Origin of the sequence: Amycolatopsis rifamycinica, assembly GCF_000695625.1 — a bacterium.
Taxonomy (GTDB): Bacteria; Actinomycetota; Actinomycetes; order Mycobacteriales; family Pseudonocardiaceae; genus Amycolatopsis; species Amycolatopsis rifamycinica.
In genome coordinates this window covers 36,976-58,366 of record NZ_JMQI01000084.1, presented here as the reverse complement: position 1 = coordinate 58,366, position 21,391 = coordinate 36,976, and the positions used below count along the sequence as shown (strand labels likewise).

General features: G+C 72.3%; 16 protein-coding genes and 1 pseudogene. 11 read left to right on the top strand and 6 right to left on the bottom strand.

What is annotated here, in order from left to right; translation table 11 throughout:
• The 7 genes and pseudogenes from DV20_RS42355 to DV20_RS45355 form a co-directional block, all read left to right on the top strand.
• A partial coding sequence (locus DV20_RS42355; RefSeq protein ID WP_043789613.1) for a MupA/Atu3671 family FMN-dependent luciferase-like monooxygenase occupies nt 1-2,838 on the top strand: 2,838 nt, incomplete at its 5' end.
• A 73-nt stretch (nt 2,839-2,911) separates the two neighbouring features.
• Complete coding sequence (locus DV20_RS42350; RefSeq protein WP_051736367.1) at nt 2,912-5,350, top strand: type I polyketide synthase; 2,439 nt, start codon at nt 2,912-2,914, stop codon at nt 5,348-5,350.
• Nucleotides 5,323-6,165: a 3-hydroxyacyl-CoA dehydrogenase family protein gene (locus DV20_RS42345; protein WP_043789578.1), complete on the top strand. Its 843-nt coding sequence runs from the start codon at nt 5,323-5,325 to the stop codon at nt 6,163-6,165. The genes DV20_RS42350 and DV20_RS42345 overlap by 28 nt, the downstream gene beginning before the upstream one ends.
• 9 nt (nt 6,166-6,174) lie before the next feature.
• Nucleotides 6,175-6,471 (top strand): acyl carrier protein, encoded by a 297-nt coding sequence (locus tag DV20_RS42340; RefSeq protein WP_043789575.1) that lies wholly within the window; start codon nt 6,175-6,177, stop codon nt 6,469-6,471.
• Nucleotides 6,464-7,597, top strand: a complete 1,134-nt coding sequence (locus tag DV20_RS42335) for an acyl-CoA dehydrogenase family protein (protein ID WP_043789573.1) — start codon at nt 6,464-6,466, stop codon at nt 7,595-7,597. Before DV20_RS42340 ends, DV20_RS42335 begins: the two co-directional genes overlap by 8 nt.
• Nucleotides 7,594-8,670 (top strand): HAD-IIIC family phosphatase, encoded by a 1,077-nt coding sequence (locus tag DV20_RS42330; protein ID WP_043789571.1) that lies wholly within the window; start codon nt 7,594-7,596, stop codon nt 8,668-8,670. The genes DV20_RS42335 and DV20_RS42330 overlap by 4 nt, the downstream gene beginning before the upstream one ends.
• Nucleotides 8,671-8,780: 110 nt before the next feature.
• Nucleotides 8,781-9,484 (top strand): annotated as a pseudogene (locus DV20_RS45355) (IS5 family transposase); the annotation flags it as partial.
• An 88-nt stretch (nt 9,485-9,572) separates the two neighbouring features.
• Here the strand turns inward: DV20_RS45355 and DV20_RS42320 are convergent.
• From DV20_RS42320 to DV20_RS42295, 6 genes are all read right to left on the bottom strand, one after another.
• Complete coding sequence (locus DV20_RS42320; protein ID WP_043789568.1) at nt 9,573-10,244, bottom strand: O-methyltransferase; 672 nt, start codon at nt 10,242-10,244, stop codon at nt 9,573-9,575.
• Nucleotides 10,245-10,252: 8 nt separating this feature from the next.
• Nucleotides 10,253-11,068 carry a class I SAM-dependent methyltransferase gene (locus DV20_RS42315; RefSeq protein ID WP_200876621.1) on the bottom strand — a complete coding sequence of 272 codons (816 nt, stop codon included), beginning with the start codon at nt 11,066-11,068 and terminating at the stop codon, nt 10,253-10,255.
• Complete coding sequence (locus DV20_RS42310) at nt 11,065-12,783, bottom strand: helix-turn-helix transcriptional regulator (protein WP_043789566.1); 1,719 nt, start codon at nt 12,781-12,783, stop codon at nt 11,065-11,067. The genes DV20_RS42315 and DV20_RS42310 overlap by 4 nt, the downstream gene beginning before the upstream one ends.
• Before the next feature lie 559 nt (nt 12,784-13,342).
• Nucleotides 13,343-14,809, bottom strand: a complete 1,467-nt coding sequence (locus DV20_RS42305; protein ID WP_051736366.1) for an MFS transporter — start codon at nt 14,807-14,809, stop codon at nt 13,343-13,345.
• A gap of 272 nt (nt 14,810-15,081) precedes the next feature.
• Nucleotides 15,082-16,836 carry a S9 family peptidase gene (locus DV20_RS42300; protein ID WP_043789564.1) on the bottom strand — a complete coding sequence of 585 codons (1,755 nt, stop codon included), beginning with the start codon at nt 16,834-16,836 and terminating at the stop codon, nt 15,082-15,084.
• Nucleotides 16,833-18,158, bottom strand: a complete 1,326-nt coding sequence (locus tag DV20_RS42295) for a M20/M25/M40 family metallo-hydrolase (RefSeq protein ID WP_235191166.1) — start codon at nt 18,156-18,158, stop codon at nt 16,833-16,835. The genes DV20_RS42300 and DV20_RS42295 overlap by 4 nt, the downstream gene beginning before the upstream one ends.
• Nucleotides 18,159-18,240: 82 nt before the next feature.
• Between DV20_RS42295 and DV20_RS42290 the strand changes: the two genes are divergently transcribed.
• The 4 genes from DV20_RS42290 (at nt 18,241) to DV20_RS42275 (ending at nt 21,305) form a co-directional block, all read left to right on the top strand.
• Nucleotides 18,241-18,771 carry an ArsR/SmtB family transcription factor gene (locus DV20_RS42290; protein ID WP_235191165.1) on the top strand — a complete coding sequence of 177 codons (531 nt, stop codon included), beginning with the start codon at nt 18,241-18,243 and terminating at the stop codon, nt 18,769-18,771.
• 247 nt (nt 18,772-19,018) lie between these two features.
• Complete coding sequence (locus DV20_RS42285; RefSeq protein WP_043789558.1) at nt 19,019-19,690, top strand: SDR family oxidoreductase; 672 nt, start codon at nt 19,019-19,021, stop codon at nt 19,688-19,690.
• A gap of 68 nt (nt 19,691-19,758) precedes the next feature.
• Nucleotides 19,759-20,277 carry a flavin reductase family protein gene (locus DV20_RS42280; protein ID WP_051736364.1) on the top strand — a complete coding sequence of 173 codons (519 nt, stop codon included), beginning with the start codon at nt 19,759-19,761 and terminating at the stop codon, nt 20,275-20,277.
• Nucleotides 20,274-21,305 carry a 3,4-dihydroxy-2-butanone-4-phosphate synthase gene (locus DV20_RS42275; protein WP_051736363.1) on the top strand — a complete coding sequence of 344 codons (1,032 nt, stop codon included), beginning with the start codon at nt 20,274-20,276 and terminating at the stop codon, nt 21,303-21,305. The genes DV20_RS42280 and DV20_RS42275 overlap by 4 nt, the downstream gene beginning before the upstream one ends.
• Nucleotides 21,306-21,391: the final 86 nt, after the last annotated feature.

Below are 21,391 nucleotides of genomic sequence, written 5' to 3'. Positions count from 1 at the left end.
GGGGTGGCACCGGACGAGCCGGTCGGCGTCCACCTCGGCCGCACCTCCCGGCTGGTGGTCGCGCTGCTGGGGATCCTCAAGGCGGGTGCGGCGTACCTGCCCCTGGACCCGGGCTACCCGCGTGACCGCCTGGCGTTCATGGTCGGCGACGCCGGCGTGCGGCTGGTCGTGGCGGACGCCGGGTCGGCCGCCTCCGCCGGGCGGCTCGGCGCCGAGCAGGTCGTGGTGCCCGATCCGGCCGGGGCGCCGGCCGGCACCCCGCCGGACGACACCCACCCGGCGGCCACCGCGGACAACCTGGCGTACGTGATCTACACGTCCGGGTCCACCGGGCGGCCCAAGGGGGTCATGGTCACCCACCGCAACGTGGTCAACCTCTTCGCCGGGATGAACGAGGGCTTCGGTGCCGACGAGCCCGGCACGTGGCTCGCGGTCACCAGCGTGTCCTTCGACATCTCCGTGGTCGAGCTGCTGTGGGCGCTGACGCACGGCCACCGGGTCGTGCTGCGCGGTGAGCCGCCCCTGCCGTCGGCCGCGGCCGCCGCGGAATCGGCCACCGCCGCCGCGGCCCGCGCCCGCCCGATCGACTTCAGCCTGTTCTACTTCGGCAGCGACTCGGAGGCCAACTCCGGCGATCGCTACCGGCTGCTGCTCGAGGGCGCGAAGTTCGCCGACCGCAACGGGTTCACCGCCGTGTGGACCCCCGAGCGCCACTTCCACCAGTTCGGCGGGCTGTACCCGAACCCGTCGGTGACGGCGGCGGCCGTCGCCGCGGTCACCGAGCGGGTCCAGGTGCGCGCGGGCAGCGTGGTGCTGCCGTTGCACGACCCGCTGCGGGTGGCCGAGGAATGGTCCGTGGTGGACAACCTCTCGGCCGGCCGGACGGGCATTTCCCTCGCGTCGGGCTGGCACGCCAACGACTTCGCGCTGGCCCCGGACCGCTTCGCACAGCGCAAGCAGCTGATGATGGACGGTCTCGCGGAGGTCCGGCGGCTGTGGCGCGGCGAGAAGGTCCTGCGACGCAACGGTGCCGGTGCCGAGATCGAGGTCGGCGTGTTCCCCAAGCCGGTCCAGCCGGAGCTGCCGGTCTGGCTGACCAGTGCCCGCCACCCGGAGACCTTCCGGATGGCCGGCGAGGCCGGCACCGGGGTGCTCACCCACCTGCTCGGGCACAGCCTGGAAGAGCTGGCCGAGAAGATCGCCCTGTACCGCAAGGGCTGGCGCGAGGCGGGGCATCCCGGGGACGGCCACGTGGCGGTCATGGTCCACACCTTCGTCGGAACGGATCTCGACGAGGTGCGGGAGCTGGTCCGGGAGCCGATGAGCCGGTACCTGGAGACCTCCTTCGACCTGATCGCCTCGCTCGGCGCCACCACCGGGAGCGCCGAAGAGTTCAAGGCGTTGTCCGGCGGGGAACTGCGGGAGCTGGTGGACCGGGCGTTCGACCGGTTCTTCGCCACCGCCAGCCTGCTCGGTACCCCGCAGGTCTGCGCCGACATGATCGACCGGATGAAGGCCGCCGGCGTCGACGAGGTCGCCTGCCTGATCGACTTCGGCGTCGACGAAAACGCCGCTCTCGAGGCGCTGGCCCACCTGACAACCGTCCGGGAAATCACCGACGAGCGCCGGGAAGCCGCGCAGGCCAAGGCCGAAGAGCCGATCGCCGAACAGCTGCGGGAGCACGCGGTGACGCACCTGCAGTGCACGCCGTCGCTGGCCCGTGCCCTCCTGGCGGACCAGGACGCGCGGGCCGAACTGCCGCGGCTGGACCGGCTGCTGGTGGGCGGCGAGGCGCTGCCCACCGATCTGGCCCGCGAACTCTCCGGCGCCGTCGGCGGCACCGTGCACAACATGTACGGGCCGACCGAAGCCGCGGTCTGGGCGACGACGTCCCGGATCGGGCCCGGCGACGGCCCGGTGACCATCGGGCGGCCGCTGGCGAACGTCCGGGCCTACGTGGTCGACCGCGACACGCGGCCGTGCCCGGTGGGCGTGCCGGGAGAGCTGCTGCTCGGCGGGGACGGCGTGGTCCGGGGCTACCTCGGCCGCACCGACATCACGGCCGAACGGTTCCAGCCCGACCCGTTCACCGCGGAGCCGGGCGCGCGGGTCTACCGGACCGGTGACCTGGCCCGCTGGGCCCCCGGCGGCGAACTCGAGTTCCTCGGCCGGCTCGACGACCAGGTCAAGCTGCACGGCCACCGGATCGAGCTCGGCGAGATCGAGACCGCGCTCGCCGACCACGCCGGAGTGGACTCGGCGGTCGCCGTCATCCGGGGCGAAGGCGCCGAACAGCGGATCATCGGCTACTACGTCCCGGCGACCGGCCGGCCGACGACCGGTGCCGAGCTGCGGGCCTTCCTGGCCACGCGGTTGCCCGGCTACATGGTGCCCAGCGCGTTCCACGCCATCGACGCGGTGCCGTTGACCCCCAACAAGAAGGTCGACCGCCGGGCGCTGCCCGACCTGTCGGAGGCCCGCCCCGAAGGCACGACCGCGTACGCGCCGCCGACGAACGCGACCGAGCGGCTGGTCACCGAGGTGTGGCGCGAGGTGCTCGGCGTGGACCGGGTGGGCGTGGACGACAGCTTCTTCGAGCTCGGCGGGAACTCGCTGCTCGTGGTGGTGGCCCGGGCCCGGTTGCTCGAACACCGGGACAGCGCGCTGTCGCTGGTGGACATGTTCCGGTACCCGTCGGCGCGGGCACTGGCCGAGGCCATCGACCGCACGCCGGCCGACGGGTCCGACGAAGCGGTCGGGGCGGGTGCCGCGCGGGCCGCGGCCCGTCGTGCCGCCGGCCGGGCCGCCGCGCGGCGGACGGGCAGGGCGGGAGTGTGAGCGTGCCAGTGAACCGATCGACACGGCGTCGAGCCGTTGGGGGCCTGCGATGAGTACCGGAATGGAAGACGGGATGGAGCCCATCGCGGTCGTCGGGCTTGCCGGGCGGCTGCCCGGAGCGGCCACCATCGACGAGTTCTGGCGCAACCAGCGGGACGGCGTCGAGTCGGTCTCCCGGTTCAGCACCCGGCAGCTGGTCGACGCCGGCTGGCCGGCGGACATGGTGACGCACCCCGACTACGTGCCCGCCGCGGCGGTCGTCGAGGACGCCGACCAGTTCGACGCGGAGTTCTTCGGGTACACGGCGCAGCAGGCGGAGATCAGCGATCCGCAGCAGCGGCTCTTCGTCGAGTGCGTCTGGCACGCGCTCGAGGACACCGGGCACGACCCGGCCCGGTTCGACGGCGCCGTCGGCGTCTACGCCGGCTGCTTCGCCAACAAGTACCTGCCGCTGAACCTCCTGGCGAACGCGCGGTTCCGGCGGTCGCTGGCGGCGTTCTCCGCGCGTCCGTTCAACGACAAGGACTTCCTCGCGACCCGCGCGGCGTACCTGTGCAACCTGCGCGGTCCCGCGATGACCGTGCAGACGGCCTGCTCCACGTCGCTCGTGGCCATCCACCTCGCCTGCCAGGCGCTGCTCGGACACGAATGCGACATGGCGCTGGCGGGCGCGGTGGCGCTGCCGATCCCGCTGATCGGCGGCTATCCGCAGGTCGCCGGCGGGATCTTCGCCAGCGACGGCCACTGCCGTCCCTTCGACGCCGCCGCCGGCGGGACCATTCCCGGGTACGGCGTCACGGTCGTGGCGCTCCGCCGGCTGAGCGACGCGCTCGCGGACGGCGACCACATCCGCGCGGTCATCCGGGGCACGGCGGTCAACAACGACGGTTCGGCGAAGTTCGGGTTCAGCGCACCGAACATGCAGGCACAGGCCGAGGCGATCGCCACCGCGCAGGCGGTCGCCGGCGTGCCCTCGGAGACCATCGGCTACATCGAGGCGCACGGCACCGGCACCCCGCTCGGGGACCCGATCGAGGTCGCCGGGCTCACCAAGGCGTTCGGCACCCGCGAACGCGGGTTCTGCGCGCTCGGCTCGGCGAAGGCCAACGTCGGGCACCTCGACGCCGCCGCCGGGGCGGTGGGTTTCGCCCGGGCGGTGCTGGCGCTCGAACACGAGGAAATCCCGCCCAGCATCAACTTCACCACGCCCAACCCCGCACTGGCACTGGACCGCACGCCGTTCTACGTGCCGACCACCGCCCTTCCCTGGACGCGGGGCGCGACGCCGCGACGGGCCGGCGTCAGCGCCTTCGGGGTCGGCGGCACCAACGCGCACGTGGTGCTGGAAGAGGCACCGGTGCGGCGGGACACCGCGCCGCCGGCCCGCCCGGAGCAGGTGATCGTGCTGTCCGCGCGGACCGGGAAGGCGCTGGCGGACGCGGCCGCCAACCTCGCCGGCCACCTGGAGCGCCACGAGGACGCGGACCTCGCCGACGTCGCCTACACCCTGCAGGCCGGCCGGGCCGGGTTCCCGCACCGCCGGCACCTGGTGTGCCGCGACCGGACCGAGGCGGTCGCCGCCCTCCGGGCGCTGGCGCGGACGACGGACGCCGGTGCCGGGGTGAAGGCCCGGCAGGTGATCTTCATGTTCCCGGGCAGCGCCTCGTACCGGCCGGGTGCCGCGGCGGAGATCTACCGCGGTGAGCCGGTGTTCGCCGAGCAGGTGGACCGCTGCGCCGAACTGGTGCGGCCGCGGCTCGGGTTCGACGTTCGCCCGCTGCTCTTTTCGGCCGCGGAGGGCGGCGACGGGCGGGGTGTGCCGGCGGCGGTCTTCAGCCTGCAGTGGGCGCTCGCGCGGCTGTGGCGGTCGTGGGGTGTCGAACCCGCCGCGATGATCGGCGAGGGCGACGGCGAGTACGTGGCGGCCTGCCTGGCCGGCGTGATCGGCCTGGCGGACGCCCTCGACGTCACCACCGCCCGGGCGGACGCCGGCGCACGCACGGCCGGGTTCGCCGACCGGGTGGCGGGCTACGAGCTCAAACCGCCGGAGGTGCCCTACGTCTCCGGGGTGACCGGCACCTGGATCAGCCCGGAGGAGGCTGTGGAGCCGGCCCACTGGGCCCGCCACCTGAGCGAGCCGTCCCGGTTCGCCGACGGCCTGCGGGAGCTGGCCGGCGAGCCCGGCCGGATCCTGCTCGAAGTCGGCCCGGGCAGCACGCTGACCGAAGCCGTCGCGCGGCGGGAACCCGCGCTGACGGCGGTGTCCACGCTCCCGCCGCCGGACGCGGACCGAGCCGGTCCCGCCCACCTGCTCGGCACGGCGGGCAGGCTGTGGGAGTCCACTGTGGAGATTGATTGGGACGCCCTGCACGGCACGCCGCGACCGCGGCGAGTGTCACTGCCGGGCTATCCCTTCCAGCGGCGCCGGTACTGGATCGGGCCCGATTCCGGCAGCTACGAGCCCCTTGGCCTGGAGGAGGCGTCATGGACGAGCCGCTCGTTGCCATCGTAGGCGCGGGTGTCATGGGCACCGGCATCTCGACGCTCGTCGTCGGGCACGGCCTGCCGGTCGTGCTGGTGGACGTCGACGACGGCGTGCTGGAGCGCGCCCGCGCGGCGTCCGCCACCGGGCTGCGGCACGCCCAGCTGGCGGGCGCGCTGCCGGCCGGGCGCGCCCCGGGGAAGCTGCACACGACCGTTTCGCTGAGCGAGGTGGCGGACGCGACCGCGGTGATCGAGGCGGTCACCGAGCTGCCCGAGAAGAAGGCGGAAGTGCTCGCCGGCATCTCGGAACTGGTCCGGCCCGGCACTCCCCTGATCTCCAACACGTCCGGCATCCCCATCGACGAGATGGCGGCGTGGGTGCGCCACCCGGACGACCTGATCGGCACGCACTTCATGAACCCCGCGTACCTGATCGCGATGGTCGAGGTCATCCGCGGCCCGAAGACGGCCGACCAGACCGTCGACGCGGTGCTCTCGCTGCTGACCCGGCTCGGCCGGCGCGCGGTGGTGGTCAACGACGCACCCGGTTTCGTGACGAGCCGGCTCCTGCACCCGATGATCAACGACGCCGCGCGGGTCGTCGGGGACGGCACCGCGACCGTCGAGGAGGTGGACGCCCTGATGCAGGGCTGCCTCGGTCACCCGACGGGCCCGCTGCGCACCGCGGACCTGATCGGGATCGACAACCTCGTCGACGCCCTCGCGGCGCTGCACGCCCGGACCGGGGACGAGCGGTGCCGCCCCAGCGAGGTTCTCCTGGAGAAGGTCCGGCGAGGTGAACTCGGCCGGAAAAGCGGCCGTGGCTTCTACATCTACAAGTGAGGCGAAATCATGAACTCGGAACAGCAGACCGCCAAGGCGCCCCTCGACACCGACGTCGTCATCGACCAGATCAGCAGCTTCGTGGCCGAGCAGACCGGGACCAGGCCCGAGGTGGACCAGGACCTCTTCGCCACCGGGCTGGCCAACTCCATGTTCGCCATGCAGCTGGTCGTGTTCCTGGAACAGGCCTACTCCGTGACGGTCGCCGGCCCGGACCTGCAGCTGTCGAACTTCCTCACGGTCAAGAGCATGGCCGCGCTCGCCAGCCGGCTCCAGGCGGAGTCGGCCGCCGGCTGCGATGTCTGACGGGCTCCTCACCGGCCACGCCGACACCTGGCGCTTCGTCGGGGACAACGCCGGCGCCTGGGACGTCGCGGGCGAAATCCCGCGGACCGTCCTGAGCGAACTCGGTGCCGCCGGCGTCCTCTGCGCGGAAGTGGGGAAGGAACACGGCGGGCTCGGCCTGACCAGCTCGGCGAACGGGGAGCTCACCGCCCACGCCGGGAGCCTGTGCAGTTCCCTGCGGAGTGTGATGACGTCGCAGGGCATGGCGGCCTGGACGATCCAGCGCCTCGGCACCCGCGAACAGCGGGCCGCGTTCCTGCCGCAGCTGACCGGCGGCCGGCTCGCGGCCGTCGCCTTCAGCGAGCCCGAAGCCGGCAGCGACCTCGGGGCGATGACCACCCAGCTGCGGTTCGACGGGGACACGGTGGTCGTCGACGGCGGCAAGACGTGGATCACCGCGGCGGCCTACGCCGACTTCGTCGTCGTCATCGGCAAAGTCGGCGAGAACGCGGCGGCGGTCGTGGTGCCCGCGGACGCCGAGGGGGTGCGGATCGAGAAGATCCCGCACCCGCTCGGCTGCCGCGCGGCCGGGCACGCGCAGGTCCGGCTGGACGGCGTGCGGCTGCCGGCGGCGAACGTCCTCGGCGGCACGGGGCTCTCACTGCCGTTCCTGGTGACGACGTCGCTGTCCTACGGCCGGATGTCGGTGGCCTGGGGCTGTGCCGGCATCCTGCGCGGCTGTCTCGGCGCGGTGACCGCGCACGCCGGCTCGCGGCGGCAGTTCGGCAAGCCGATCGCCGAGCACCAGCTGGTTTCCCGCATGGTCGCCGACCTCTACGCCGCGGAGCAGGTCGCCACCGCGGTGTGCCGTCGCGCGAGCGAATGCTGGGAATCGGGATCGCCGGACCTGGTGATCGCCACCGTTCTCGCGAAACACGTGAGCGCGACCGAGGCCGTGCGCGGCAGCGCGTCGGCCGTGCAGATCATGGCCTCGGCGGGCGCGTCGGACGGCCACGTCGTCGCCCGCGCCTACCGGGACGCGAAGCTGATGGAAATCATCGAGGGCAGCAGCGAGATCTGCCGGCTCGAACTCGCCCGGCACGCCCTGGCGACCGGGCACGGCACCGTACGGCGGGAGACGCAGTGACCGAACCGATCACCACCGTCAAGTGTGTCGTCTGGGACCTGGACAACACGCTGTGGAACGGCACCCTGCTCGAGGGCGACGACGTGGCCATCGACGACCGGGTCCACGAGACCATCGTGGGTCTCGACTCCCGCGGCATCCTGCAGGCCGTCGCGAGCAAGAACGACCACGGGCCCGCCTGGCAGCGCCTCGAGGCCCTCGGCGTCGCCGAGTACTTCGTGCAGGCCAAGATCGGGTGGGGCCCGAAGTCGGCTTCGGTCCGCGAAATCGCCGACGAGCTGAAGTTCGCCCACCACACGATCGCCTTCGTCGACGACCAGCCCGCGGAACGGGCGGAGGTGGCCTACCACCTGCCGGAGGTGCGCTGCTACCCGGCCGAGTCGATCCCCGAGCTGCTCACCCTGCCCGAGTACACCCCGGCGGCGGTGACGGTCGACTCGCGCCGCCGCCGCCAGATGTACCAGGCCAACGTGCGGCGCCAGGCCGAGCAGGAGTCGTTCGACGGGCCGTCGGAGGAGTTCCTGCGCTCGCTGGAGCTCGTGATGGAGATCAGCAGGGCCACCCCGGGCGACCTGTCCCGGATGGAGGAGCTGACGCTGCGCACGAGCCAGATGAACGCGACCGGCGTCCACTACTCCGACGCCGACCTCCGCGCGCTCCTGGACGACCCCCGCCACGAGGTCCTCGCGGTGACGATGAGCGACCGCTTCGGCTCGCACGGCGCGGTCGGCGTGGCGCTGCTGGAGACCGGCCCGGCGGTGTGGCACCTGAAGCTGCTGGCCACCTCGTGCCGGGTGGTGTCGTTCGGCGCCGGCGCCACGGTGCTGAACTGGCTGATCACGGAGGCGGCCGCGGCGGGCGCCCACCTGGTCGCCGACTTCCGGCCGACCGCGCGGAACCGGATCATGGAAGTCGCCTACCGGTTCGCCGGGTTCGCGGACGAGCACTGCGCCTGCCTGGCCGGGCTGCCGGCACCGGAAAGCGCGGACACGCAACGGCTGCACATCACCCCGGCACCGCGGCCGGCACCGGCCACGCTGCGGCTGACCGCCGTCCGGCTGGCCACGGCCTGAGCCACCCGCGGTCCGGACCTGTCCCACCGAAACGGCCCTCCTGCTCGGCGTGCACCGAGCGGGAGGGCCGTTTCGTTGCGCTGTAAGGCGTCTCCTGGGTTGTCTGGTCACTGTGCGCGGTGGCTGGTCGCGGTGAACTGACGGACAAGGCGTGGGTGGTGATCGAGCCACTGCTGCCGCCGCGGCAAAGTGGTGGCCGGTGGTGACGGGATCACCGTCAGGTGATCAACGCGATCCTGTGGAAGTTGCGCACCGGTGCCCCGTGGCGTGACCTGCCCGAACGGTATGGGCCGTGGAAGACCGCGCATGAGCGGCTGCGGTTGGACCAAAGACGGCACCTGGAAGAAGGTCCTCGACCGGGCGATCGTCGAAGACGACGCCGTCGGCGACCTCGAATGGATCATCTCGGCCGACTCGAGCGTGGTCCGGGCACACCAGCACGCTGCAGGTGCCCGGAAAAAGGGGGATGCAGCGACGGAATCGAAGCCCTCGACGGAGAAGGACTCGGCCGGTCCCGCGGCGGGCTGAGCACTCAAATCCACCTCGCCGTCGAAGGTCGAGGCTGCCGGTCCGGATCCTGCTCACCCCAGGCCAAGCGGGAGATAACCCGCAACTGCTGCCGCTGCTGGACGGCATCAGCGTCGCCCGGATCGGACCAGGCCGGCCACGCTGCCGGCCGGAGACCGTGATCGCGGACGAGGCCTCCGAACGCTGCTTCAACCGGCTCGAACACTTCCGCGACCTGGCCACCCGCGACGCCGAACGCGCCGCCGACTACCAAGCCGAACTGACCATCGCCGCCATCATCCGCTGGCGCCGAAGACTTACAGGACGGCTCCCGGACCCGCGCACGACCGCGGCCGGCGCCCCGCGAGGGGCGCCGGCCGCGGCCACCGCACCAGCTATCGAGCGGGCTTCTTCCGGACCAGCGTGATCCCGTCCGCCATCGTGAGCATCGAGACGTCCACCCGCGGATCGTCGCGCAGGGACGCGTTGAGCGCCCGGACCGCGGTCGTGTCCGGGTCGCGGCTGGCCGGGTCGACCACGCGGCCGAAGAAGAGCGTGTTGTCGATGACGATCAGCCCTTCCGGCCGGACGAGACGGAGCGCGGCCTCGTAGTACGTTCCGTAGCCTGCCTTGTCCGCGTCGATGAACACGAGGCCGAAGCTCTCGGCGCCGCGCTCGTCGGTGACGTCGGCGAGCGTCTTCGCCGCGTCGCCGATGCGCACCTCGATGCGTTCGGCGACGCCCGCGCGCTGCCAGTAGCCGGCGCCGATCGCCGGCCAGCGGCCGTCCAGGTCGAGGGTGACGACCTCGCCGTCCGCGGGCAGCGCCCGGGCCATGCACAACGTGCTGTAGCCGGTGAACGTCCCGATCTCCAGCACCGTCCGGGCACCGGACAAGCCGACCAGCATGGCCAGCAGCTGGCCCTCCTCGGCCATCACCTGCATGGCCGTGCCGCCCGGCAACCCCGCGGTCACCGCCCGGAGTTCGGCCAGGATCGGGTCCTCGCGCAGGGACACCGCGCGGACGTACTCGTGGATTTCCGGCGTCGCCACGATCTGATCTGCCATGCCGCGGCTCACTTCCTCGCGACGCAGGCGAAGGACAGCGGGATCGGGTCGCCCGCGATCCGCCAGTTGTGGTCCCCGTCGGACTCCATCAGCGGGAGCCGCTGCCGCGCGTCGTAGGGCACCTCCCGCAGGCGCTCGATCGTCAGGCCGGCGGCGATCAGCGAGTTCACCACTTCCTCCACGGTCCACCGCCAGCCGTAGATCGAGTGCTTTTCCACCTCGACCTCGTCTTCGATCCGGTCCGCGTAGCTCTTGCTCATCTCGTGGTGCACCTGCCGGGACTGGAACAGCGAGCGGACCACGCGCAGTTCCCCGTCGACGGAGTCGAACAGGTTGAGGATCGGATGGATCTCCACGATGGTGAGGGTGCCGCCCGGCTTGACGAACTGCGCCGCCACCTCGGCCCAGCGGGGGATGTCGGGCAGGAACGAGAGGGTGCCGTACCCGGTGAACACCATGTCGAACTGGCCGTCGAGCACCTGGGGCAGGTCGTAGAGGTTGGCCTGGACGAACTTCGCGTCGAGGTCGAGCTCCCCGGCGAGGCCGCGGGCGATGTCGATCGCCTCGTCCGAGATGTCGGTGCCGGTCACCTGCGCGCCCATGCGGGCGAGCGAAAGCGAGTTGACGCCGATGTGGCACTGCAGTTCCAGCAGGGACCGGCCGCGGACGTCGCCCAGTTCCTCCCGTTCCAGCCGGCGCAGCATGTTGTGGCCCTGCTTGAACTTCTCGACGTCGTAGTACGACGATTGCAGGTGCGCCCGCGCTCGCAGGTTGAAGCCTTCTTGGTTGGCCGAGATCTTGTCGAGGTCGCTCATGGCGGTCATCGGTGGTTCCCTTCGGCGTGGATGGGTGGGTGGGGACGGTGGCCGGCGACCAGCGGGGCCAGTTCACGGCGGCTGGTCACCCCGAGCTTCTGGTAGGCCCGGCCCAGGTAGTTGTCGACGGTGCGGGCGGACAGGCCCAGCCGGTGCCCGATGGCGGGACTGGTGAATCCGCCGGCGGCCAGCAGCGCGACGTCCCGCTCGCGTCTGGTCAGCTCCGACAGCGGGGCGGTGAGCCGCAACAGCGGGGTGGCCGCGTCCGGCCGCGCGATCACCCTGGGGAGGGGGCCCGGGGGTCCCGGCGCGGCCGGGTGACTCGGTGGGGCCGGGTGACTCGGAGCGGCCGGGTGGCTCAGTGCGGCCGCGGCGGTGGCGGTCTCCGCGGCGAGCAGGTCCATCCCGAGTTCGGTGAACCGCGCCGTGGCGACGTCCAAGGCGCCGGGATCGGACCGGGCCATCGCGGCCGAGGCGCCGGCCATGGCCGGCACGACCGGCCCCTGCACCAGGTCCGCGAGTTCGGCGAGGCGATGCCGCACGGCGTTGGGGTTGCCGAACCGGGCGACGTCGTAGCGGGCCACGGCTTCGACGGCGTACTGCCCCGAAGCCATGGCGACGTCGGCCGCGGAGCGGGCCTGCCGGGCGGCGAGGGTGGTGTCCCCGCCGGCCGCCGTGGTCCACGCCTGGCTCAGCGTGAGCCACGGGAGGAACAGGCGGCTGCCGGGTGCCCGGCCGGCGAGCTGCCGGGCCTCGTGGGCGCCGGCCTGGTCACCGGACATGGCGCGGGCCACGGCGAGTTCGGCCAGGCACGGCGCCAGCAGGAGGCAAGTGTGGCCGCCGTCGAGCAGGTGCGACGCGGTTTCCAGGTCGGCGATGGCGGCGGCGAGGTCGCCCCGGGCCTTGGCGGCCTGGCCCCGCAGCGCCAGCCAGCCACCGGCCTCCGCGATGTTCCCGGTGCTCACGGCTCGCCGGTGCCCGTCCTCGGCCATCCGGAACGCGGGCCGCACCCGGCCGGCCATCAGCAACGCGAAGCAGTGCGCGTAGCCGATCTCGGCGAACCCGGTGCGGCCCGCGCCGGCCCGGTCGACGGCCGCCAGCGCCTGGTCGAACCGGCCGGCCAGGCCGGCCGCGACGACCACGGTGGGCACCGCGGGCCGGAGCGCCCCGTCGGGGACCGGCCGGTCGCGCAGCACCTCCTCGCCCGCGGCCAGCGCCGCGCGGGTCCGGCCGTCCAGCAGCAGCAAGCCGGCCCGGTGCGCCTCGGCCACCGGGCTGCCGACATCGCGCAGCACCCGCTGCGCGGCCTCGACGTCGCCCGCTCCCCAGTACTGGATGGCCGCCGCGGTCACGGCCCACCGGGTGCGGCGCGCCACCGGGGCGGTGCCCGGCGGCCGGTCGGGCAGGACCTCGCCCGCGTACTTGTACAGGCCCCGCCGCACCAGCACTTCGGCCGCGAGCAGGTCGGCCACGCCGGCTTCGCCGTGGCGGCTCTGCGCCGACGTCGCCACGGCCTCGGCCAGGTCGAGGTGCACATTGACCAGCACGCGCCGCGCCTCGGGGAGCAGCCTGCCCTGCCGCGGCACCGTGTCGAGGGCTCCGGCCGGGGAACCCGCGTCCGAGCCCGGCGACCGGACGTGGCCGAGCCCCGAACCGGCGATCACCGGACCCGTCCGGCCGGCGAGAGCGCGGTCGCCGTCATGCCCGGCGGCCCGGACAGCCACCGGGACGGGTTTCCACCGGCGTGCGTTTCCTTCGAATTGCGGAAAGCCAATCCGGAAATCCGCCATTCGGCCGATTCTTCAGCCGAGCACCCGCCGCCGACGCCGGCGCGAGTCGCTCGGGTTTTCGCTGAGAATTGACTGCACAACAAAGAACTCCCCCTGTGCGGTGAGGTGAGGAACGTTCGCACCGGACCGCCATTGCCCACCATGCGCAGCCAACCAGGCGCGCGCGAACAACGGGGTCCCGCATTGATCTTTCAGAGATTGATCAACGATCTGATCAACGAACCCCCCAAGGCTCCGTCAACTTCGAACCGTTTTCCATCGTAGACAGCAATTGTGTGCAATGTCAACCAATTGTGTCCACTTCTGTCATCCCTCCACGGCCGCCGACGAAATATTTCGGTCACCCGAGTGATTTTGGGGGCGGACGCCGGGCCGATCCGGCCGTTCGGCCGCAGGCCCGGCCACCGATTGCGCACAATAAAAGGCGATTCCACCCCGCACCTGTCGGCACGAGGCGGAATCGCCTTTTATCGGTTTGCGCGGCGCCGCGGGATCAGACGGCGGGATTCATGTCGACCTGCTTCTCGGGCTCGACGGCCGGAGCCGCCGGGGTCCGCCGGAAGTTCAGCGCGACCAGCACGATCAGCACGATGGCGGCCGCGGTGACCCACATGGTCGTGCGCAGGCCGTCGGCGGTGGCGACGCGCAGCGCCTCACCGCCCAGCCCCTCGTGACCGGAGTTGAAGACCGCCACCAGCACGGCGAGACCGACCGCGGCACCGACCTGCTGGCCGGTCGACGCGACACCCGAGGCGATCCCCTGGTCCTCGGCCGCGACCCCGGTGGTCGCCGCCGCGTACATCGCGGTGAACACGGTGCCCTGGCCGAGGCTGAGGACGAACACGCCCGGCACCAGCCCCAGGTACGAACCGGTCGCCGAGATGGTGACCGCGAAGGCCACGGTGCCGGCGGCACCGATGAGGAGCGCGACGATCAGCGTGGTGCGCACCCCGAACCGGGTGGCCAGCTTCCCCCCGGACAGGTTGCCGATGAGCACGCCCACACACGGCAGGAGGAACGCGATGCCGCTCTGCATCGCGGGGTAGCCGAGCACGGTCTGGAAGTAGACGGTGTAGAAGTAGGGCAGCGCGCCGAACGTCCCCATGAAGATGAAGACGACGACGGTACCCGTGCTCAGGTTGCGGTTGCGGAACAGGCGCAGCGGCAGCAGCGGGTCGCGGCCGCGGCTCTCGAGGGTGAAGAACGCGGCGAGCACCACCACGGCGATGGCCGCGGTGATCAGGATCGTCGGCGAAGTCCAGCCGGACACCGGGCCCTGAACGAGGGTGAACACCAGCAGTGTCGCGCCGACGGTCGCGGTCAGCGCGCCGAGCAGGTCGAACTTGCGCCCGGCGGTCCCGTGGTCGGTGTCCTTCGGGATGATCAGGAACGTCAGCAGCATGGCGCCACCGGCGAGCGGGACGTTGGCGAAGAAGATCGACGCCCAGCCGAAGGCGCCGGTCAGCACGCCACCGAGCAGCGAGCCGAGGATCATGCCGCTGCCGCCGGCGCCGCCCCAGATCGCCAGTGCGCGGTTGCGCTCACGGCCTTCGGCGAAGGTCGTGGTGACCAGGGAAAGCGTTGCGGGGGCGAGGAAAGCGCCGCCGATGCCCTGCACCGCCCGCGCGATGATCAGGACCACCGGGTCGTCCGCGAGCCCGCCGGCGAGCGAGGAAGCCGCGTACAGGAACAGGCCGAAGGCGAACATCCGCCGGCGGCCGAACAGGTCCGCCGCGCGGCCGCCGAGCAGCAGGAAGCCGCCGAAGGCGACGGCGTAGGCGCTGACGACCCACTGGAGGGTGTGCGCCGAGAAACCGACTCCGGTACCGATGTCGGGCAGGGCCACGAAAACGATGCTGTAGTCGATGGCGTAAATGCACTGGGCAAAAGCCAGCAGTGCCAGGATCAAGCCGAGGCGTCGGCGGGATGGCGTCTCGACGCCGGCGACTGCAGGAGGCATCTTCTGTGCCTATCCTTTCTGGGGTGAATTTTCCGGGTCCTGGCCGGTGATGCAGGGCGTAGGACAGGCAGGGCAGCACCGAACCGGCCCGGTGGTGCTCGTTCGGCAAGCCGAACCGGTCGGCGCACGTTCAGGCAGAGCGTTGTTTCAGCGATTCTGTCCCGAGTGGACAATGGTGCCGAGTGTAATCTTCTCACCTTCGACGGCGCTGGCGAAAGCTATTTTCCTCAATGCGTGATCCCCCTCCGTCGTTTCACTCTTTCGCGCGATGTTCACGCACCGCTCACCGGTGGCGCGAGGTGATCGCGGAACCACTGCACGACCGCGGCGTCGAGGTCGTCCCATTCCGCGCGGTCATCCGGGAGATGGCCGCGGGACAGCCGGATGAACCGCACGGTCTTGCCCAGCCCGGTCAGCGTCCGGACCAGCTGCTCGGTACCGCTGATGCCGACGGTGGTGTCGTTTTCCGCGTGCGCCAGCAACAAGGGCGCCTGGATGTCCGCCGCGTGGGTGAGCGGGCTCGCCGCCCGCAGCCTCGCCAGGTCCTCGGGATCGTCGACGTCCCCGATCCACTCCACGACCCGCCGTCGCCACGTCGGCGGCAGCGCCCGGACGTCCTCTTCGAGGTCGGCCGGCCCGCAGATCGCGACACCGGCCCGCCAGCAGGCCGGCAACCTCGTCAGGCAGCTGAGCGCCGCGAACCCGCCGTAGGACATCCCGTGGACACCGAGCCGATCGCCGTCGACCCAGTCCAGGCTCCGCAGGAAGCCGGCGGCCGCCGCGAAATCGGCCAGGTCGCCGCCACCCCAGTCGCGGTAGATCAGCCGCTGGTAGGCCAGCCCGCGCCCGGTCGACCCGCGCACGTTCGGCGCCAGCACGGCGATGCCGGCCCGCACCAGCCGCTGGATCAGCGGGTCGTGGACCGGCAGCGCGGCCCACTCCGGTCCACCGTGGACGGTCAGCACCGCGGGGACGGGACCGGCCGCCGCGCGCGGCCGGTACAGCAGCCCGGCGATCTCCAGCCCGTCGGCGCTGGTGAACCGGACCGTCTCCGGCACGACGAGGTCGTCCGGCAGCTCGTCGCCGAAGCGGGTGAGCCGGCGCAGTTCGCCGGAAGCCAGGTCCGCCAGGAAGAACTCGGTCGCCCGGTCGCTCGCGCCGACCTGGACGAGCAGCCGGTCCTCGGCGAACCGCGGCACGAAGCCGTCGTAGCCGAACGGTTGCGAGGCGAATCCCGGGAGTTCGAGGGAGGTCTCCGGCGTGCACAGCACCGTGCGCTGGTCCCGGGGCACGGCCCAGACGATCCGCGGCCCCACGATCACGTTCTCCACATCGGCGTCCGGCGTGGCGATCCACTCCAGCGGACGGCCCGGGACGAGCAGCGCGACACCGAGGAAGTCCCGGCCCTCGGTGGTGCACAGGTAGATCCCGTCCTCGGTCCAGCCGCCCGGCTGGTACTTCGCCGGACCCTCGTGCGGGGTGAGGTGCTCGACCCGGCCGGTGGTGAGATCGCAGGCGAACAGGTCCTGGTCGGTGTTCTGGTGGAACTTCAGGACGAGCAGGAACCTCGAGTCCGGCGAGAAGCACACCGGCACGTACCGGTCGTCGCCCTCCAGGACCATCCGGGACTCCCCGGTCGCGAGGTCCCGCACGTAGACGTCCAAACAGGTGATGTCACGCGCGCTGGTCGCGTACGCGAGCAGGCGGCCATCCGGGCTGTAGGGCCGGCTCGCGCTCGAGTACGGCACGCCGATCTCACGCCGGACACCCGGTTCGGCCGCCAGCCACTCCACCGCGCCCGTGGCCGGATCGAGTTCGGCCAGCCGGTAGTCCTGGCCGCCGGTCACATCCGCCACGACGAGCAGGCGGGTCTCGTCGGGCCGCCACGCCAGCCGGGTGACCGCGCCGTCGATCGGGAACATCCGCCGCTCCCCCGCCCAGGTCTGGAACCACGGCTGCGGCCGGCCGGATTCGTCGCTGACGTAGGCGAAACCTTCTTTCGCGGGCCACGCGCCCCAGACGGTCATGCGTGCGCCGCCAGTGCGAGCTGGATGGTCGCCGCGGCGACGATCCCCCGGTGGAACCAGTCGAGGTCGAGGTTCTCGTCGGGGGCGTGGTTGGCCTCGTCGACGTTGGCCAGCGGCACGCCGTAACAGGGACAGGCGAGCCCGTCGCTGAGCACGGCGATCGGCAGGCTTCCCCCGATCGACGGAACCAGCAGCGGCCGGTGCCCGAGCGCGTCCTCGACGGCCTGGAGAATCGTGGCGGTGTAGGGGGTTTCGGGCAGCGTGGTGGACGGCGCCACGGCCGCGTCCGGCACGAACTCGACGTCGGGAGCGTACTTCGCGACGTGCCGCCGGAGGGCCTCGGCGACCTGCGCCGGGGTCTGGCCGGCGACCAGCCGGGCCTCGCACCGGGCGATGGCGACGTCGGGGATCACCGCCCGGTGGTCGCCGGAATCCTCGCAGCTCAGCGAATTGACCGTGAGCGTCGGCACGACCAGGCGTTCGTGGAAGCCCAGCCCGGCCGGTGGTTCCATGCCGGTCGCCCCGATCGCGTCGAGTGTTCCCGCCACGTCCACCGGAAGATCGGCCAGCGCGGCGCGCTGGCCGTCGGTCAGCGGCGCGACGTCGTCGGCGAACCCGGGCACGGTCACGGTCCCGTCCGCCGTCCGCATCGTGGCCAGCAGCTGGACCAGCGCCCACGCCGGGTTCGGCGCGACGCCGCCCCAGTGTCCCGAGTGCAACGGCCGGTTCGCGCCCCGCGCCCGCAGTTCGAACATCAGGATCCCGCGCATGCCGAGGACCACGCACGCCCGGCCCGAGTCGTGCACCGGCCCGTCGCTCCAGACCACCAGGTCGGGCCGGCCGACCTCGCGGACGGCCGTGGCCAGGTTGGGGCTGCCGATCTCCTCCTCGCCGTCGAGCAACACCGTGACACGGCAGGGGAATCCGCCGGTCAGGTCCCGCAGGGCACGCAGCCCCAGCAGTTGCGCGAGGTTCTGCCCCTTGTTGTCGCCCGTGCCGCGCCCGTACATCCGGCCGTCGCGGATCGTCGGCTCGAACGGCGGCGTCGTCCACAGTTCCAGCGGACCGGCCGGTTGCACGTCGTAGTGGCCGTAGATGAGCACGTGCGGGCCGGGCCCGTCCGCCGTCCCGATCAGCGCGGGCCAGCCCCCGGTCTCGACGGCGCGCGCGTCCAGACCCGACGCGCGCAGCAGCCCGAGACCGTGGGCCGCGGCCTCGGTCATGCCCTCGCCGGTCCGGCTCACGCTCGGCAGGGAGATCCAGTCCGCGAGCTCACCGACCAGGTCCCGGCCGCGCACCCACTCCTGGAGCTGCTCGATCACGAGACCTCCAACCGATTGCACAGAATGATATCGATAGTAGTCAATCAAACCGGGCAGGGCTTGGCAAGGTACAGTGCCGTACGTGGAAGCGACTGTCGAAGAACTCAAGGCGCTCGGACACCCGGTCCGCTGGCGCATCCTGCGGCTGTGCCTGGACCGCGCGCTGACCAACAAGGAACTGTCGGTCGAGCTCGACCTCTCTCCCGCGACCACGCTGCGCCACGTCCGCGCCCTGGTGAAGACGAACTTCCTGGTCGCCGAGCCGGTGTGCACCGGGGAACACGGTGCCCTGCAACGGCCCTACCGCGCGACCGCCCGCACCTGGGGCCTGACGATCATGCCCGACGACTCCGGCCTGGCCCAGCAGGTCGACCTGGCGGTGCTCGGCGCCCACCGCGCCGAATTGATCGCCGCGGGCAAGGATTCCGGCCGCGGCGCCAAGCGGGGCGTGCTGCGGCTGCGGCCCGAATCCGTGGAATCACTCCACCGGCGGATCCAGGACCTGATCGCGGAGTACACCGACGAACCCGACGGCGAGCCGCTGAGCTACCTGTGGTCGCTCGGCGCGCGGGCCGAACCCGAGCACCGGGAGAACGGCAGCGGTTCCGATTGACCGATAAGCGCGGATGATGGTTGACTGATTTCGCCGCACCACCGGCCGAAGACGCATCCGGCCGTTTCCACAGCGCACGTCCGTCCGATTGACCGGCCGAGCCGCCACGACGGGCGGCGTGCCCAACAACGGTGCACAGCACCGGATCCGGCGTGGGGTTACCGATGATTTCCCTCGCGCCGGCATTCCGTGCTGGGCTCGGCAAATGTTTTTTGTCTCAAGATCGACGATATCGGGAGAATATCGAATGAAGATTGTCATCGCCGGCGGACACGGAAAGATCGCCTTGCGGTTGACGCGGCTGCTCGCCGGACGCGGTGACTCCGTCGTGGGTATCGTGCGCAACCCCCGCCACGTCGACGACGTCCGGCGCGCGGGCGGGGAGGCCGTCGTGCTCGACCTCGAGCGGGCCACGGTGGACGAAGTGGCCGCCGTTCTCGTCGGCGCGGACGCGGCCGTCTTTTCGGCGGGCTCGGGCAACGCCGCCACCGCCGAACGCCGGGACAGGATGGACCGGGCCGCGGTCGTGCTGGTCATGGACGCGGCGGAACAGGCCGGGGTGCGGCGGTTCGTGCACGTCAGCTCCATCAACGTCGGCTGCGCCGACGACCGCGGCATCGGCGCCGGCTACGGGGTCTACCTGCAGGCCAAGCGCGCCGCCGAACAGCACATCTTCGACCGCGACAAGCTCGACTGGACGATCCTGCGGCCCGGCGTCCTCACCGACGGCGACGGCGACGGCACCGTCGAACTGACCGCCGGGGAGCGGATCGGGCCGAAGCGCGCCCGCTTCGACCAGGTGGCCAGGCAGGACGTGGCCGCCGTGCTGGTGGCGCTCCTCGACCGGCCCGGCACCGCCGGGCGGATCTACGTGGTGGTGGGCGGCAACACCCCCATCGAAACGGCGATCGACGGCTGACCCGGCGCAGGTGCCGCCGGGAGTGTTGTGTGGCATCGGGAAAATCGGCCGGCCCTGGGGAGGCTACCGTGCTCATCGTCCAATCCATCGACGACCCGGCGACCGTTCTTCGTCAGGCCTTCGCGTGCTTTCCCAGTGGCGTGACGGCGCTGTGCGCGTTGTCCGGCGGCGAACCGGCCGGGATGGCCGTCAGCTCGTTCACCTCGGTGTCCCTGGATCCGGCGTTGCTGTCGGTGTGCGTGCGGAACGCCTCGGCGACCTGGTCACGGCTGCGCGCGTCCCCACGGCTGGGCCTCAGTGTCCTGGCCGAGCACCAGACCGCGGCGGGCCGCCGGCTGGCCGGGAAGGACGGCGACCGGTTCGCCGGGGTGGACTGGCAGCCGACCGAAGACGGCGCGGTCTTCGTTTCGGGGGCCTCCGCCTGGTTCGACTGTTCGATCCGGGCGGAGGTGCCGGCCGGTGATCACACCGTGGTGCTCCTCCAGGTCCACGGGCTGCACGCCGACCCCGACGTCCCGCCCCTGGTCTTCCACGGCAGCCGGTTCCGCCGGCTGGAGATCGACGAGCTCGCCGTGGGGGCGTCATGAGCCTGCGGCTCACGCCCGCCCCGGTGGCGAACCGGGCGCTCACCGCGCTGGCGGACGGCGATCCCGTCGTGCTCGTCGACGAGCAGGCGCGGGCCGGTTTCCTCGTGGCCGCCGCCGAAACGACCACCACCGCCGGGATCGCGTTCCTGGTCCGCCACTCGTCCGGGCTGCTGTGCGTGGCGCTGCCCGCCGCGGAGTGCGACCGCCTGCGCCTGCCGCCGATGTCCGCGGCCGGCCACCCGCCGGCGGAGTTCGCGGCGTGCGTCACGGTGGACGCGGCCACCGGCATCACCACGGGCATCTCGGCGCACGACCGCGCCCGCACGGTGGCGCTGCTCGCGGACCCGGCGGCGTCGGAAAGCGATTTCCACCGGCCCGGCCACGTGATCCCGGTCCGCCGCACGGCCGGCGGCGTGCTCCGGCACCGCGGCGCGGCGGAGGCGGCGGCCGACCTCACCGAGGCGGCCGGCCGGCGCCCGGCCGCGGTCTTCGCGGCGCTGGTCGGTCTCGGACGGCCCACCGACCTGGCCGGCCCGGCGGAGCTGGCCGCGTTCGCCGAGGCCCACAGCCTCGCGACGGTGTCGATCGGCGACGTGCTCGCCCACCGGCTGAGCCGCGACGCACTGGTCACCCGGCGCACGACGACCTGGTCGTCACCCCACGCGATCGAGTACGCCGGCGCGTTCGACGGGGCGGAACACCTGGCCCTGGTCACCGGCACCCCCGCCGGAGCCGACGACGTCCCGGTGTACGTCCACCACGAGTGCCGCACGGCGGACGTCTCCGGCCGGCTGCGGTGTGCGTGCCACCGGCGCCTGGACACGGCGCTGACGGCGATCACCGCCGAGGGGTGCGGCATCGTGGTGTACCTCAAGCGGGCTGCGCACCCGGCGGAGGACCAGCTGCTCTCCTCCATCGCGGCGAACATCGTCCAGGACCTGGGGGTGCGCTCGGTCCGCCTGCTGGCCGGCCAGGAACCCCACGGGACGGCGTTCCGGCTCCGGGGCGTGCCGACCCGCCCGGCGTGAGCCGGCGCCCGCCGGTCCGGTGCCACGGCGATTTCACGCCGGCGACCCGCTCACGAAAGCGGGCCGCCTCGGCGCGGTCATCGACT